This is a genomic window from Curtobacterium sp. VKM Ac-2922 (assembly GCF_022815645.1).
Classification (GTDB): Bacteria; Actinomycetota; Actinomycetes; order Actinomycetales; family Microbacteriaceae; genus Curtobacterium.
In genome coordinates, this window is sequence record NZ_JALGRO010000007.1 from 96,681 (window position 1) to 109,852 (window position 13,172).

15 protein-coding genes are annotated in these 13,172 nt (G+C 69.0%); 5 read left to right on the forward strand and 10 right to left on the reverse strand.

Going from position 1 to position 13,172, the window contains the following annotated elements; all coding sequences use genetic code 11:
- Positions 1-9: 9 nt before the first annotated feature.
- The 8 genes from MT346_RS09885 to MT346_RS09920 form a co-directional block, all read right to left on the reverse strand.
- Positions 10-492 (reverse strand): DUF1648 domain-containing protein, encoded by a 483-nt coding sequence (locus MT346_RS09885; RefSeq protein WP_308221887.1) that lies wholly within the window; start codon positions 490-492, stop codon positions 10-12.
- Positions 489-818 (reverse strand): SdpI family protein, encoded by a 330-nt coding sequence (locus MT346_RS09890; protein ID WP_243562897.1) that lies wholly within the window; start codon positions 816-818, stop codon positions 489-491. The genes MT346_RS09885 and MT346_RS09890 overlap by 4 nt, the downstream gene beginning before the upstream one ends.
- Entirely contained in the window at positions 815-1,756 is a 942-nt protein-coding gene (locus MT346_RS09895) for a sporulation-delaying protein SdpB family protein (RefSeq protein WP_243562898.1), read from the reverse strand. The genes MT346_RS09890 and MT346_RS09895 overlap by 4 nt, the downstream gene beginning before the upstream one ends.
- Position 1,757: 1 nt before the next feature.
- Positions 1,758-2,351, reverse strand: a complete 594-nt coding sequence (locus MT346_RS09900) for an SdpA family antimicrobial peptide system protein (RefSeq protein WP_243562899.1) — start codon at positions 2,349-2,351, stop codon at positions 1,758-1,760.
- 5 nt (positions 2,352-2,356) lie between these two features.
- Positions 2,357-2,995 (reverse strand): hypothetical protein, encoded by a 639-nt coding sequence (locus MT346_RS09905; RefSeq protein ID WP_243562900.1) that lies wholly within the window; start codon positions 2,993-2,995, stop codon positions 2,357-2,359.
- Between the two features lie 249 nt (positions 2,996-3,244).
- Positions 3,245-3,739, reverse strand: a complete 495-nt coding sequence (locus tag MT346_RS09910; protein WP_243562901.1) for an HNH endonuclease — start codon at positions 3,737-3,739, stop codon at positions 3,245-3,247.
- A 336-nt stretch (positions 3,740-4,075) separates the two neighbouring features.
- Entirely contained in the window at positions 4,076-4,996 is a 921-nt protein-coding gene (locus MT346_RS18070) for a C40 family peptidase (RefSeq protein WP_308221888.1), read from the reverse strand.
- A gap of 353 nt (positions 4,997-5,349) precedes the next feature.
- A complete protein-coding gene (locus MT346_RS09920) occupies positions 5,350-6,045 on the reverse strand; it encodes a metal-dependent transcriptional regulator (RefSeq protein ID WP_243562902.1) in 696 nt (231 codons plus the stop codon).
- A gap of 122 nt (positions 6,046-6,167) precedes the next feature.
- Between MT346_RS09920 and serC the strand changes: the two genes are divergently transcribed.
- Entirely contained in the window at positions 6,168-7,286 is a 1,119-nt protein-coding gene (serC, locus tag MT346_RS09925) for a phosphoserine transaminase (RefSeq protein WP_243562903.1), read from the forward strand.
- A 252-nt stretch (positions 7,287-7,538) separates the two neighbouring features.
- Here serC and MT346_RS09930 read toward each other — a convergent pair whose 3' ends face one another.
- Both MT346_RS09930 and MT346_RS09935 read right to left on the reverse strand, forming a co-directional pair.
- Positions 7,539-8,138, reverse strand: a complete 600-nt coding sequence (locus MT346_RS09930) for a DUF3027 domain-containing protein (RefSeq protein WP_243562904.1) — start codon at positions 8,136-8,138, stop codon at positions 7,539-7,541.
- Positions 8,135-8,512 carry a cold-shock protein gene (locus MT346_RS09935; protein ID WP_243562905.1) on the reverse strand — a complete coding sequence of 126 codons (378 nt, stop codon included), beginning with the start codon at positions 8,510-8,512 and terminating at the stop codon, positions 8,135-8,137. The genes MT346_RS09930 and MT346_RS09935 overlap by 4 nt, the downstream gene beginning before the upstream one ends.
- Positions 8,513-8,562: 50 nt before the next feature.
- Between MT346_RS09935 and MT346_RS09940 the strand changes: the two genes are divergently transcribed.
- From MT346_RS09940 to MT346_RS09955, 4 genes are read left to right on the forward strand one after another with little or no spacing between them, the layout of a single operon-like run.
- Positions 8,563-8,865 carry a multidrug ABC transporter ATPase gene (locus tag MT346_RS09940; RefSeq protein ID WP_243562906.1) on the forward strand — a complete coding sequence of 101 codons (303 nt, stop codon included), beginning with the start codon at positions 8,563-8,565 and terminating at the stop codon, positions 8,863-8,865.
- Between the two features lie 28 nt (positions 8,866-8,893).
- Positions 8,894-10,663, forward strand: coding sequence for a helicase-associated domain-containing protein (locus tag MT346_RS09945; protein WP_243562907.1), 1,770 nt, complete (start codon positions 8,894-8,896; stop codon positions 10,661-10,663).
- 30 nt (positions 10,664-10,693) lie between these two features.
- On the forward strand, positions 10,694-12,409 hold the full coding sequence (locus MT346_RS09950) for a DNA repair helicase XPB (protein ID WP_243562908.1): 1,716 nt from the start codon (positions 10,694-10,696) through the stop codon (positions 12,407-12,409).
- A gap of 22 nt (positions 12,410-12,431) precedes the next feature.
- Complete coding sequence (locus MT346_RS09955) at positions 12,432-13,127, forward strand: response regulator transcription factor (protein WP_056120555.1); 696 nt, start codon at positions 12,432-12,434, stop codon at positions 13,125-13,127.
- The last annotated feature ends 45 nt before the right edge of the window (positions 13,128-13,172 follow it).

The following is a 13,172-nucleotide window of genomic DNA, read 5'->3' on the forward strand; positions in this document are numbered from 1 at the left end:
GGCGGACAATCAGTCGACCGGATTCCGTCGCAGGAGGCAGATGCCGAAGACCAACCCACCCCAGACGACGGCAGCGAGCACCGGCAGGAGCGCCGCCGACGAGCCGGTCGCGCTGAGGGCCATCGTGAACCAGGCCGAAGCGATTCCTCCGGTGACGGCCGAGACGAGACCGATGGCGACCGCTGCTTTGATCCTGGTGGTGTCCGTCGCGAGGACCACCGCGAGGACCGAGCAGATGAACGCCCCGACCACGCCCGGCACCAGCAGTGACCAGAAGGCGAAGGTCGATGAGCCCCACCCGTCGACGACGCCCGCACCGCGCCAGTGTGTCGGCACGCGCGCTGGAACGTCCGATGATGTGAGCCGGACCAGCACGAGGACGCCTGGAGGAAGCCATGACATCACTGCAGCCAGGAGCAGCGCCGGGCTCAGCAGCCGGGTCGGTTGACCTTGTGCTGCCGTTCGTGGCGAAGCGTGGTCGTGCGCACTCATGGATGGTGAACGGACACGCGAGAGGCGGCACGGTCGGCAGCGAGGACCATCCAGACGAGCTCGCCGACGAAGGCGATGACCGCCACGACCATCATTGCGGTAGCGGTCGCGGGGTCAGCGAGCGAGATGACTAGTGCGATCGCGATGACCGCGGTTCCCGTGACAGCAGCGGGAACAGCGGCGCGATGCCCCACGCGCCAGGCAGTTTCACTCCGCTGCGTCGCGGGGATGCGCAGCCCGACCCCGTGGTTCGGTCTCACCCAACCTCGCGCGCAGACAAGTGCCATTGCAAGGACGAGGGCTGAAACCGCAGTCCAGATGATCATGATGTGCTCCTTTCTCGAGCGACATTCGCGCCCGCGAGGTCGACGCTGTTCCTGTCGGCAGCCGGTCGCAGGTCGTACGAGGCGACCACGGCTGTGCCGATCATCACCAGGGCGAACGACCACAGGCCCATGATGATCGCGATGCTCGTGTGGAGGAGGATGACTCCGACCAGCCCGTAGCGCTTGAAGCGATGCGGGAGCAGGAATGCCACGGCGATGCAGCACTCAGCAACGATGGTCCCCCACGTGAAGAGAGCAGTACCGAGCGGATGCGCGGTGATCTCGGCGACAACCGAGCCGACAAGTCCGACACTCCCGAACATCGGGTCCCGGACGATGTAGTAGACAGCGGAGCCGTTCGCCCAGTCGGCAACCGCCAGCTTCGCGAGTCCGCTCTCGAAGTAGATCCCGGCCACCTGCAGGCAGAGCGCGAGTGACGCTGCGTAGCCGATCGCTCTCAGGACGGGACGTGACTCTGACTCGGTGCGGCGCCAGGCAAACGGTTTGCTGTTGGGCACGAGAACACCGATGAGGAGCACGCAGCTGAAGACTGCGACGGCTTCGCCGCCGTCGGGCAGCGAGAGGGACACCGCCATCGAGATGGCCACCCAGGCATGCAAGATGCTCGTCCACCGCGGGTAGATGCCACTGACGACCAGAACACACACAGCGATTGCGATCCACCGACCGGTCTCGTTAGGTGTGCTGGATCCGAGGCAGAACATCGAGATGCTCCTCGGGCCCGCACAGTACATCTCCGGCAAACGGCCGAGAACATCGGCGGTGAGGGCCGGCCAGCTGGTGAGTGCGAGAGTCAGCAGCTGGGCAAGCGCGATGATCGAGCGGCCCGCCTGCGGCCGGAGAGACTCCCCGTCGAAGTGGTCGAGATTGGCGGCGAGTGCGTTGAAGCCGGCCCGGAGATCCTGGATCGGATTCATCTCAGGCACACTCGACTGTCACGTCGACGTACCGAGCGACTCGGACCGGATCTGGCACTGCGCTTCGGTACGCCCACTTCACCGGCTCCTGCTGGACGATCCGGTATGAGCCGCAGAAGTGTTCCGTGTTCGTCTCGTTCTTGAGCGTGATGACGTTCTTGATCGGTTTTTCGAGGCAAGTGGTGAGGTAGTCCTCGCAGGGGGTGAACGTTGGCACTGCGGCGGCGACGATGGCCAGTTCGGTACTCTGTGCGCGTTGATTGCGGCTCAGGCCGAACAGGTTGGAGTCGTTGCTCTGCGGGAGAGAGTCGGCGCGCACCCAGGAGCCGGCCGCAGTGGTCTTGTACGGCACGAGGGTGATGCCCTCAGGACTCTTCGTGAAGAACGCCCAGCCCTGAGGGACGAGTACTTGCAGTGCCTGCCGCGGGCCGCCGTTGCCAACGCTTGCGAGAACATTCGTGGACCAGGACGCGACGACGGTGAGCGCCAAGAACGCGCACACCACCGCGATGGCGATGCCGAAGGCCAGCCGGGCGGGACGCTCCGTCTCCGTCTCCGTCGAGGCGAAGCGTCCCGTTGTGTCACCGTTGAACATGCCGATTACAGCGTTGCCCAGGAGTTGGCAAAGTCCTGGCGAGCGATGGCCGAGGAGTCACTGGGCTTTTGGTACGCGATCACGGCCAGCGCCGCGACGACGCCGATGACGCTGACAGCAAGCGACGCGGCGACCGCGACCTGGACACTCACGACGTAGTTGGCGAACGCATAGACCTGCCCTCTGGCGGTTGCCGAACTCGACGCTGCGCGGACGGTCTTCTGCGTGACCTGGTACTTCGCGGCGACCGCTTCGACGTCACCATTGAACGCCTTGATCGATGCTTCCGCCTTGTACGGGTCTCCAGCCTGCGCTTCCGCTGTCACGCGCTTGTTGAACGCCGGGTCGACGGACTTGAGGTCCATGAGAAGCTGGTCGGACACGGATGCCGGGGCTCCCGCGATCGTCGTGATGCCCATGTTCGTCAAGAGCTCCGGATGCTCGTTCGCGATGGCTCCGCGACCGAACACCAGGAAGTCGACGACGTCGCGGTCAGAGTACTGGAGGGCGCCCGCCGACGCCGAGACTGCGCTGCGCGGCACCGTTGGAGAGGCTGCCGCTGTGGCTGGTACCGCAGGGACCGTTGTCCCAGCAACCAAGGCCGCGGTGGTCGACAAGGTGATCATCGTGCGTGAGAACTTCATGGGACCCTCTCGAATCACGAGGCGCAGCGATGGATCGTCTTCCAGTCGCGACGTCGCAACCTCACTGAAACGCTACACTGTCGGGTGTTACATTTCACACCCTCGACGTCGTATCCATCCAGAGATCGAGCCACCGGAGATGAGGGTCTTGCACCTCACGCAACCCCCTCCGCCACAGACAGGAGGCCCCGGGGCCCCCGGGGGCCGGGGCCCCGGCGGCCCCGGGGCCTCCCGTCCGTACTCTGGTCGCTACGCGGCCACGAGGTACTCGTCCCACTCGGCCTGCGGACGCTCCACGCCACGCACCACCCAGCTCGAGCCGTGCGGTGCCCGCGGGCGGATCCGTAGCTGCCAGCCCATCTCGCGCGGCGTGCGGTCGCCCTTGGCGTTGTTGCACGCCAGGCAGCACGCGACGAGGTTCTCCCACGAGTCGGCGCCACCGCGCGACTTCGGCTGGACGTGGTCGATGGTCGTGGCGTGCCGGTCGCAGTAGGCGCAGCGGTTGGCGTCACGACGGAGCACGCCTCGGCGCGACACCGGGACCAGCCGGGAGTGCGGGATCCGCACGTACCGGGTCAGGATGATGACGGACGGACGGTCGTAGGTGGACGTCGACCCCGTGATCGGGTGCTCGACGTCAGCGGCGACGATGGCGGCCTTCTGGTTCATGACCAGCACGAGGGCCCGTCGGAACGAGATGACCGCGAGGGGCTCGTAACCGGCGTTGAGGACGAGAGTGCGCATGGGTTCCCTTCCGACGAGCCTGGACGGCTTCCAGGCGGTGCGGGCACCGGACCGGTCGGGACGAACGGGTGAGGACGGACTGCCCCCGGAACGAAGAAGAGCACCACCCTGGCGGGCAGTGCTCTCGGTCACACCGGGACGTGCGGGTGCACGCAGGTCGTCGTCGACCGTATGTCCACGTACGCGCGCCGACCCATGGTGCGGGTCGTGTGTGACGTGGACATCGGGTCTCCTGTTCGGGCCGTGACGGGCCGATGGGGTCAGATTAACCCACGAACCGGCCCAGCACGAGGGGTGCTGGGCCGGTTCGGAGAGTGTTCAGGTACTGGTCGGGCGTCAGATGCCCATCCGGACGATGTGGTAGTCGCTGGTCCAGATCGGACGGATCGAGACCGCGCCACCGGGCTTGGGGGCGTCCATGATCATGCCGTTGCCCATGTAGAAGCCGTCGTGAGCCTCGTTGTTGAAGATCACGACGTCACCGGGCTGAGCCTCGGACTCGGGGATCGTGGTGCCGGCCTGGTCCTGCAGCGGCACCGAGTGCGCCAGGTTGATGCCGTACTGGGCGTAGACGAACATCACGTAGCCCGAGCAGTCGAAGCCGGCCGGGGTGGCGCCGCCGAAGACGTACGGGGTGCCGATGTACTGCTTGGCGGTCGCGACGACGGCCGGCAGCGAGAACGGCGTGCCGGCGGCGGGCGCCACGGCGGTGTTCGTCGTGGTGGTCGTCTTCGCGGCGAGGTAGTCGTTCGCCGTCGGACCGGTGTACGACGCGTACTGCTTGGCGGCGGCTGCACGGGCGGCGGCGACGTCGGCAGCGTGCTTGGCCGAGTCGAGCGACGCCTGCGAGGTCGCGCCGTAGCCGTCGCGGCTGGTATCGGCGAGGGCAGCGGCGTCGGAGACGGACAGCTGCTGGCTCTCGGTGGTGCGGATGGCCTGCTGCGCAGTGGCGGCGTCGGAGGCACCGGTCGGCTGCGTCGCGGCGAAGGCGGCGGGGACGGCCATCGTGCCGAACATGCCGACGGCGACCGTCAGGACGATCGGGGCCATGAACTTGCGCTTGCGCGACACGGACGACGGGCCCGTGGTCGGGCGGGGAGCCGGAGCGGCCTTGCGCACGGCGTGGGTGCCGGTCGCACGCATCGCGGTGGTGGCAGGGGATCGACGGGGCGTGTGGCCTTCGGCCTCGCGCGCTGCCCGCCGGGTGAGCGGGGCGTCGGTGGCGTTCTCGGTGTTCGTCGGGTTCACGGGCGTCACGTCCGCGGCGGTACCGGTCTGCGTCAAGGGAATGGGTCTCCGGCGTCTCGTCATCACCCGCCGGTCATTGACCGACGTGCGCAACCCCATCCGTTCGTCATCGTCTCCGATCGAGGCAGGAGACGGGTTCGAGACGTCCTGCCACGGGTTCCCGGGTCGTTGTCAGCCCGGGGACTCGTCGAGCATACGGGCGCACCGTTACCTTGTCGAGACGAAAACGGCTCTTGGTAACAAAATGGTAAAGAAGCCCTGGTCAGCACGGATGTTCGATTTTCCGACACAGCCCGTGTCAAACGCTCGACGCCGTCCCCCGACGCTGTACCCCGCGGGCTGCGCTGAGGTCGTCCGGTGCGTCAGGCGGCGTCGATGTAGACGTGCTGCGCGACCTCGGCGGGGAGCTCGATGCCGGCGTCCTCGCCCTCGACGCGGACCGCCACGTACGCACCCGCGCGCTGGACACTGGCCAGCCGGCCGGGCATGACCCCGGCGGACCGCAGCTGGTGCAGCAGCTCGGGCTCGAACTGCACCGGCTCACCGAGACGCCGGATCACGCCGGTGGCGACCGCATCGGTGCCCTCGGTCGCGGAGACGATGTTGCGGACGCCGTCGAGGAAGCCGCCGGCGTCGGGACCACCGATCTCGGCCAGGCCGGGGATCGGGTTGCCGTACGGAGACTCGGTCGGGTTGCCGAGCATCTCGAGCAGGCGGATCTCGACCTGCTCGCTCATGACGTGCTCCCACCGGCAGGCCTCGTCGTGGACGAACGCCCAGTCGAGCCCGATCACGTCGGAGAGCAGTCGTTCGGCCAGGCGGTGCTTGCGCATGACGTGCGTCGCCCGCGAGCGGCCTTCGACGGTGAGCTCGAGGTGCCGGTCGCCGGACACGACCACCAGACCGTCGCGCTCCATGCGGGCGATCGTCTGCGAGACGGTCGGACCGGAGTGCCCCAGACGCTCGGAGATGCGCGCGCGCAGCGGCACGATCCCCTCTTCCTCGAGGTCGAGGATCGTCCGCAGGTACATCTCGGTGGTGTCGACGAGATCCGTCACGGTCCGCCTCTCATGTCTGGCTCCAGCGCGACCCACCCTACTTGTTCAGGCCGACAAACCCTCACCGTGCTGTGCGGCAGACGCGCGACCAGGTGGGATACCAGCGTCGGTAGGATCGGTCCATGGCCGACATCGTCATCCCCGCTGACCTCCTCCCGACCGACGGACGATTCGGCTGCGGCCCGTCCAAGATCCGCGGCGCACAGCTCGAGTCCCTGGTGACCCGCGGCGCGACGATCCTCGGCACCTCCCACCGCCAGAAGCCCGTCAAGGACCTGGTCGGCTCGGTGCGCTCCGGTCTCGCCGAGCTCTTCCAGCTGCCCGACGGCTACGAGGTCGTCCTGGGCAACGGCGGGTCGACCGCGTTCTGGGACGCCGCCGCCTTCGGACTGATCGAGCGCCGCGCCGAGAACCTGTCGTTCGGCGAGTTCGGGTCCAAGTTCGCCAAGGCATCTGCCGCCCCGTGGCTCGAGGCACCGCACGTCGTCCAGGCTCCCGGCGGCTCGCGCTCGGAGCTCGAGATCGTCGAGGGTGTCGACGTCTACGCCTACCCGCACAACGAGACCTCGACCGGGGTCATGGCACCGGTCGTCCGCGCCGAGGGCGACCCGGGCGCCCTGACCGTCGTCGACGCCACCAGTGCTGCCGGTGGTGCGGCGTTCGACGTCAGCGCCGCCGACGTCTACTACTTCGCGCCGCAGAAGAACTTCGCCTCGGACGGCGGGCTCTGGCTGGCCCTGTTCTCGCCCGCCGCGATCGAGCGGGTCGAGCGCATCGCCGCCTCGGGCCGGTACATCCCCGAGTTCCTGTCACTCAAGAACGCGGTCGACAACTCGCGGCTGAACCAGACCCTGAACACGCCGGCACTGACGACGCTGCTGCTGCTCGACGACCAGGTGTCGTGGATCAACGGCTCCGGGGGCCTGGCGTGGGCGGACACCCGCACCACGACGTCGTCGTCCACGCTGTACGACTGGGCCGAGTCGGTGGACTGGGCGACCCCGTTCGTCACGAACCCCGAGCACCGGTCGCAGGTCGTCGCGACGATCGACCTCGACGACGCCATCGACGCCGCGGCCGTGGCCGCGACGCTCCGGCAGAACGGGATCGTCGACACCGAGCCCTACCGGAAGCTCGGGCGGAACCAGCTGCGCGTGGCGACCTTCACGGCGATCGACCCCGACGACGTGCAGCAGCTCGTCCGCGCGATCACCTACGTCGTGGAGCAGCTCGGCGCCTGAGTCTGCCCGGCCCCGGACAGCCCCGCCCCGCCCCCGCCCCCGCCCCCGCCCCGAGTGGGCACGACACCCCGCTCACGTCCGCCGAGCGGTCACGAATCGTCGCTCGGCCGCCTCGCCGACGACGATCTGTGACCGCTCGACGTGAGGCCGGCGGGGTGTCGTGACCACTCGCAGGGCAGAAGCGTCGGCCAGACAGACAGACGCGGCACCGCGGATGCCCGCGATGCCGTGTCTGGAGCGTGGTGGTGCGCGCTACCGCTCGTCGTGGTCGGGCTCGCGGACGTCGGCGAGCTGGTCGACGTCGACGCCCTCGATCTCGTCGTCGTCCGACTCGGCGAGGTCGCCCTCGTCCGCATCCTCGAAGTCGTCGTCGTCGAACTCGTCGTCGTCATCCGACTCGTCGTCGTCGTCATCGTCATCGTCGTCGTCCGAGTCGTCGTCATCCGACTCGTCGTCATCGTCGTCATCATCCGACTCGTCGTCGTCCGGCTCGTCGTCGTCATCCGACTCGTCGTCGTCCGACTCGCCGTCGTGCCCCTCGCCGTCCTGCGCCGCGCGGTACTCGGCCAGCCGCTCGGACCACGGGACCCACTCGGGCGCGACGAGCGACCCGTCGCCGGGCATCAGCTCGACCTCGAGCACGGTGGGGTCGTCGCCCTCGACCTGCGCGATGCTGACGGTCCAGCGCCACCCCGGGTACCCGGGCATGCGGTTCGCGAACAGGACCGAGACCACCCCGTCGCCCTCGTCCGTGGTGCCGGCGGGCGCGCCGATGGTCGACTCCGGAGTGACCTCGAGCAGCGCAGTGCGTGCCAGGGCGGTCAGGTCGGTGTGGTCGGTCGTCATGGTCATGCGTCCAATTGGTCTGCGACGTGCCGCAGGATGGCGGCGATGCGGGGGCCGTTCTTCGGGTAGCGGCCGTGGTGGAGGTCACCGCTGATCCGGTCGAGCTCCTTCACCAGGTCCTCGACGATCACGGCCATGTCGTCTGCGGAGCGTCGCGACATCTTCGCCAGCGACGGCTTCGGGTCGAGCAGGTGGACGGAGAGCGCCTGTGAGCCCTTGTTGCCCTGCACGACGCCGTACTCGAGCCGCGCGCCGGCCTTGACCGTGGTCAGGCCTTCGGGCAGCGAGGACGCGTGCAGGAAGACCTGGTCGCCGTCGTCGCCGGTGATGAACCCGAACCCCTTCTGGTCGTCGTAGAACTTGACCTTGCCGGTGGGCATGCGTGGACTCCTCGATGGTTGTGCGGCCGTGGTGCGGATATCCTGGGCAGATGGCCAAGCCGACCCGATCACCCGGGGACACGCGGAACTCCGCAGAACCCCCGGCGACGTTCAATCGTACCGAACGCACGCTCGCGTTCATGGTCGGTGGGATCATCCTGTTCACGATCCTGTGCTTCGCCGCCATGATCATCGGCTGGCTGACCCTCGGCACCATCCCCGGGGACGGCATCTGGCCGACCGTGCTGGGCATCCTGTACTTCGGGCCGCCCATCGCGCTGGTCCTGATCTTCGTGCTGCTGGGCGTGACGTGGACCCGCAAGGCCCGCGAACACCGGAAGGAAACCCGCTGACGTCCGCACCGGACGCTGGCGAAGGACGATGACGACCACCGCCGACCTGGCCGCCCGACTGCGGGCGATGCCGGATGACGACCTCGAACGGCTCATCGTCGCGCGGGGTCTGCCCACCGCTGTCCTGGGCGAGACCGGACCGCAGAGCATCACCGACTTCTTCGACCTGGCCGAGGCGTTCCGCGCCGACGCCGCGGTCGACGCCGCGGTCGAGCGACTCCCCCGCCGCACGCTGCTGGCGCTCCGTGACGGCACCGCCGGCACGGACCTCGCCCCAGCGGTGGCCCTCGGGCTGGCGGACCACGACGGCCAGGTCGACGACGCGGTCGCCGCACGCGTGGCCGCCCACCCCGACCTGACCGACCTGCCTGGAGGCCCCGCTGCAGCCCGACACGCCGGTCCCGTCCCCGACGTGGCCGATCCGGACGCCGCGCGCGCCACGGGCGCCGAGCACGCGTTCGCGACGATGACGGTGCTCGCGGAACTCCTGCGTGCGGTCGACGACGGCGGCGTGCGGGAACTCGTCAAGGGCGGCATCGGCTCCCCGCTCGCCCGGGTGCTCGCCGAGCGCTCCGGCAGCGATGCCGAGGTCGTGCCCGACCGCCTGGGACTGCTCGCGCACATCCGCTTCACCGCACCGGACGAGGGCACCTGGACCCTCACGGACGCCGGTCGTGGCTGGCTGACGACGGCGTGGCCCGAGCGCTGGCGGGACCTCGTCGCCCGCTGGCACGACGGACTCGACCCGGCCGTGCACGAGGTCTTGACGACCGCCGGCGCCGACTGGACCGACCTGGTCACGCTCGGGCGCTGGGCCTTCCCGGCGGGTGCGCGCTGGCTCGACGCGACGCTGCTCGACGTCGGCGGCACGGCGAACGCCCTCGGGGTGACCGTCGACGGCGTCGTCACCGACACCGGTGCCGCCCTGCTCGGTGACGACCCCGACGTCGCGGCTCGGGCCGCACAGGCGGACCTGCCGCAGACCGTCGACGGTGTCTACCTGCAGCACGACCTGACCGTGATCGCCCCGGGACCGCTGGCCCCCGCCACGGACGCCGAACTCCGGAGCGTCGCGGACCTCGAAGCACCCGGACTCGCCGCGCGGTACCGGGTGTCGGACGACTCCCTGCGCCGGGCACTGCGCGCCGGCCGCTCCCGCGACGACGTGCTCGGGTTGTTCGAGCGCCTCGGACTGACCGGCGTGCCGCAGCCCCTGGCGTACCTGGTCGACGAGGTCGCGGCGCGCGACGGCAGCATCGTGGTCGACCGTGCCCAGGACGGTCTCGGTGCGGTGGTGCGCGGCACCCCCGACCAGCTGGACCTGATCGGGGTGGACGCCGAGCTGCGCCAGATGGCGTGGGAACGGCCCGACCTGACGACCCTGGTGACCCGCTACCCGGCGCACGTCGTGCACGCCGCGCTCGAGGACCAGCGCTACCCGGCCGTGCTGCAACCCGGCGCCCGCCCGGAGACGCACCACGGGCCTCCAGGCCGTCGCCGTGTCGCCAGCCGCTCGCCGGAAGCGGCGGCCCGCGCCGTCGTCGGACGGCTCCGGCTGACGACCGAACGCGGCGCTGCCGAACCGGAGCAGGAGTGGCTCGGGCGCCAGATCGACCTGGCCGTGCGGGGCCGCACACCGATCCGCGTGGTCGTGAAGATGCCGGACGGCACCGAGCGGCCGTTCTCGATCGTGCCCACGTCCGTCGCCGCCGGACGTGTCCGCGGCAAGGACACCACGGCCGACGTGGAGCGCACGCTGCCCCTGTCGCTCGTCGTGTCCGTCGACAGCGAAGCCTGACCCAGGCGCGCACCGCTAGGCTGGCAGGTCATGAACGGACCGCTGATCGTCCAGAGCGACCGCACCGTGTTGCTCGAGGTGGCGCACCCCGACGCCGACGACGCACGCCACGAGCTCGCGGTGTTCGCCGAGCTCGAACGCGCGCCCGAACACGTGCACACCTACCGGGTCACGCGCCTGGGCCTGTGGAACGCGCGTGCCGCTGGCCACGACGCCGAGAGCATGATCGACACGCTCGAGCGCTACGCGAAGTTCCCGGTGCCGCAGAGCGTGACCGTGGACATCCGCGACACGGTCGCCCGCTACGGACGGCTCGTGATCCGTCGCGAGGACCCGGCCGACGCTCCCGTGATCGCGAACTCCCCGTCCGAGGAACTCGAGCGCCAGCCCACGCTGCTGCTGACCGCGACCGACCCGTCGGTCCTGGCCGAGGTCACCCGCTCCAAGCGGATCAAGCCGCTGCTCGGCGACAAGCGTTCGGACACCGCGATCGAACTGCAGCAGTGGGCGCGCGGACAGGTCAAGCAAGAGCTCGTGAAGCTCGGCTGGCCCGCCGAGGACCTGGCCGGGTACACACCGGGGCAACCGCACGCGATCGACCTCGACACCACCGAGTGGGACCTGCGCCAGTACCAGCAGGACGCGGTGCAGAGCTTCTTCGCGCAGGGGTCCGGCGTGGTCGTGCTGCCCTGTGGTGCGGGCAAGACGCTCGTCGGCGCCGGCGCGATGGCCACGGTCAAGGCGACCACGCTCATCCTGGTCACCAACACCGTCTCCGCCCGGCAGTGGCGTTCCGAGCTGCTGAAGCGGACCAGCCTGACCGAGGACGAGATCGGCGAGTACTCCGGCAGCGTCAAGGAGATCCGCCCGGTCACGATCGCGACGTACCAGATCCTGACCGCCCGCCGGAAGGGCGAGTACACGCACCTGTCGCTGCTCGACGCCCTCGACTGGGGCCTGGTGGTCTACGACGAGGTGCACCTGCTGCCGGCACCCGTCTTCAAGCTGACGGCCGACCTGCAGGCCCGTCGACGTCTGGGCCTGACCGCGACACTGGTCCGCGAGGACGGGCGCGAGGGCGACGTGTTCTCGCTCATCGGACCGAAGCGGTACGACGCGCCGTGGAAGGAGATCGAGGCCCAGGGCTACATCTCCCCCGCCGAGTGCTACGAGGTGCGCATCGACCTGCCGCACGAGGACCGGCTCGAGTACGCGGCGTCCGGCGACGACGAGCGCTACCGGCTCGCGGCGACGACCCCGGCGAAGACCCCGGTGGTGCGTGCGCTCATCGACAAGCACCGGGGCGAGCAGATCCTGGTGATCGGCCAGTACATCGACCAGCTCGACGCGCTGGCGTCGTCGCTCGACGCGGCCGAGATCACGGGCTCCACGCCCGTCGACGAACGTGAGCGGCTGTACCAGGAGTTCCGCGACGGTTCGATCGACGTGCTCGTGGTGTCCAAGGTCGCGAACTTCTCGGTCGACCTGCCGGACGCCACGGTGGCCATCCAGGTGTCGGGGTCGTTCGGGTCCCGGCAGGAAGAGGCCCAGCGTCTGGGCAGACTGCTGCGTCCGAACAAGGACGGCCTGCCGGCGTCGTTCTACACGCTCGTGACGCGGGACACCGTCGACCAGGACTTCGCGCAGAACCGGCAGCGGTTCCTGGCGGAGCAGGGCTACTCGTACACGATCCTCGATGCCGACCAGATCCAGGGCGTACCCCAGGCGCTCTCAGGAAACGCCTAGGGAACAGTCAGAGGATAGGGCCATGACCGATGGACCCAAGATCCTCATCGTCGATGACGAGCCGAACATCCGCGACCTCCTGACGACCTCGCTGCGTTTCGCCGGGTTCGCCGTCCGTGCCGTCGGCAACGGCGCACAGGCCATCTCCGCCGTGCTCGAGGAAGAGCCGGACCTCATCATCCTCGACGTCATGCTCCCCGACATGAACGGCTTCGGCGTCACGAAGCGGCTGCGGTCGTCCGGGTACACCTCGCCGATCCTGTTCCTGACGGCGAAGGACGACACCGAGGACAAGATCACCGGGCTCACGGTCGGCGGCGACGACTACGTCACCAAGCCGTTCTCGCTCGACGAGATCGTCGCCCGCATCAAGGCGATCCTGCGACGCACGATGAACGACGAAGAAGACGCGATCATCCGCGCTGGCGAGCTCACGATGGACCAGGACACCCACGAGGTCACGATCGGCGACGCGCAGATCGAGCTCTCGCCCACCGAGTTCAAGCTGCTGCGCTACCTGATGCTCAACCCGAACCGGGTGCTGTCCAAGGCGCAGATCCTCGACCACGTGTGGGAGTACGACTTCAACGGCGACGCCGGCATCGTCGAGTCCTACATCTCGTACCTCCGTCGCAAGCTCGACCAGTACTCGACCGAGCCGATCATCCAGACCAAGCGCGGCTTCGGCTACATGCTCAAGGCGTCCAAGGCCTCGTAGTCGACGTCCTGGTTCTCACGGCGCTCGTCCGGTTTCGCCGGGCGG

Bases quoted from the DNA above. Each gene is read 5' to 3' on its own strand.
- MT346_RS09900 (WP_243562899.1), bottom strand. From the start codon at position 2,351: ATGTTCAACGGTGACACAACGGGACGCTTCGCCTCGACGGAGACGGAG.
- MT346_RS09950 (WP_243562908.1), top strand. From the start codon at position 10,694: ATGAACGGACCGCTGATCGTCCAGAGCGACCGCACCGTGTTGCTCGAG.
- MT346_RS09885 (WP_308221887.1), bottom strand. From the start codon at position 492: ATGAGTGCGCACGACCACGCTTCGCCACGAACGGCAGCACAAGGTCAA.
- MT346_RS09955 (WP_056120555.1), top strand. From the start codon at position 12,432: ATGACCGATGGACCCAAGATCCTCATCGTCGATGACGAGCCGAACATC.
- MT346_RS09905 (WP_243562900.1), bottom strand. From the start codon at position 2,995: ATGAAGTTCTCACGCACGATGATCACCTTGTCGACCACCGCGGCCTTG.
- MT346_RS09895 (WP_243562898.1), bottom strand. From the start codon at position 1,756: ATGAATCCGATCCAGGATCTCCGGGCCGGCTTCAACGCACTCGCCGCC.
- MT346_RS09935 (WP_243562905.1), bottom strand. From the start codon at position 8,512: ATGCCCACCGGCAAGGTCAAGTTCTACGACGACCAGAAGGGGTTCGGG.
- MT346_RS09945 (WP_243562907.1), top strand. From the start codon at position 8,894: ATGACGACCACCGCCGACCTGGCCGCCCGACTGCGGGCGATGCCGGAT.
- MT346_RS09930 (WP_243562904.1), bottom strand. From the start codon at position 8,138: ATGACCATGACGACCGACCACACCGACCTGACCGCCCTGGCACGCACT.
- serC (WP_243562903.1), top strand. From the start codon at position 6,168: ATGGCCGACATCGTCATCCCCGCTGACCTCCTCCCGACCGACGGACGA.
- MT346_RS09890 (WP_243562897.1), bottom strand. From the start codon at position 818: ATGATCATCTGGACTGCGGTTTCAGCCCTCGTCCTTGCAATGGCACTT.
- MT346_RS09940 (WP_243562906.1), top strand. From the start codon at position 8,563: ATGGCCAAGCCGACCCGATCACCCGGGGACACGCGGAACTCCGCAGAA.
- MT346_RS09910 (WP_243562901.1), bottom strand. From the start codon at position 3,739: ATGCGCACTCTCGTCCTCAACGCCGGTTACGAGCCCCTCGCGGTCATC.